2 pseudogenes are annotated in these 901 nt (G+C 73.1%); both read left to right on the forward strand.

Annotation, left to right across the window (positions count from 1 at the left end):
* Positions 1–302 (forward strand): annotated as a pseudogene (locus KBX53_RS34385) (NmrA family transcriptional regulator); the annotation flags it as partial.
* Between the two features lie 80 nt (positions 303–382).
* Positions 383–901 (forward strand): annotated as a pseudogene (locus tag KBX53_RS34390) (hypothetical protein); the annotation flags it as partial.

Here is a 901-nt window from a genome sequence, read left to right on the forward strand (position 1 = left end):
GACAGGTGTACGACCTGTCCGGCCCCCGTGCGCTCACCTTCGCTACGGCGGTCGCCACGATCGCGCGGGTGACCGGCCGCTCGATCCGCTACGTGGAGCTCACTCCGGAGCAGTACCACGCCGAACTGCGCGCCGAGGGTTATCCGGCGCAGGCGGCCACGGGGCTGAACGCCCTGTTCGCCGGGATGCGGGCGGGCCATCTCGCCGAACCGACCGACGGGGTACGTCGAGTTCTCGGACGGGACCCGCTCGACTTCGACACCTACGCCGAACGGGCCGCTGCGGCCGGCGCGTGGTCGTAGTCCGCCCGGCGGGCGGCATGAGAGCGGCGTAACAGGTGATCTGCCCGCATACCGCGAGCACCCGGACGTACCGTGAGATCGTGTCGACGAAAGACGTACTCACCAAGGCTGACCTCGCTGAACTTCGCCGCTCGGCGCTCGGGACGGCCAACCCGCTCGGCGTCGCCGCTGATCTCGCCGAGGCGGCGGAGCAGGGCCGACTGGAGGATCCCGACGACGCCGGGGACGCGCTGACACTGGCCGCCGAGATCGCCGAGATCCGGTCCCGACCGGATGCCGCCCTGCGCTACGCGGAGCGGGCCCTGGCGGCGTACCCGTCCGGGGACGATCCGCGGGCCGGGTTCGCCCGGGCGCTGCGGGCCCGGGCGCTGTTCCGCGCCGGCGGTCGGGACGACGAGGCGATGGCAGAGTTGACAGCGCTGCGCCCGTTGCTGCGCACGCAGCCCGACGCCCCCGCCTACGTCAGCGCGGCGCTGGATGCCGGTGGTCGTTCGGCGATTGCCGAGCAGTGGCTGAGCGAGGCGGTCGACGCGGTGCTCAACGAACGCGCGACCGCCGCCTCCGGGCCGGCCAGCACCGCGATCGACCCGGTGGTCGAT

The sequence above is a fragment of the Micromonospora sp. M51 genome (assembly GCF_018070305.1).
Classification (GTDB): domain Bacteria; phylum Actinomycetota; class Actinomycetes; order Mycobacteriales; family Micromonosporaceae; genus Micromonospora; species Micromonospora parva.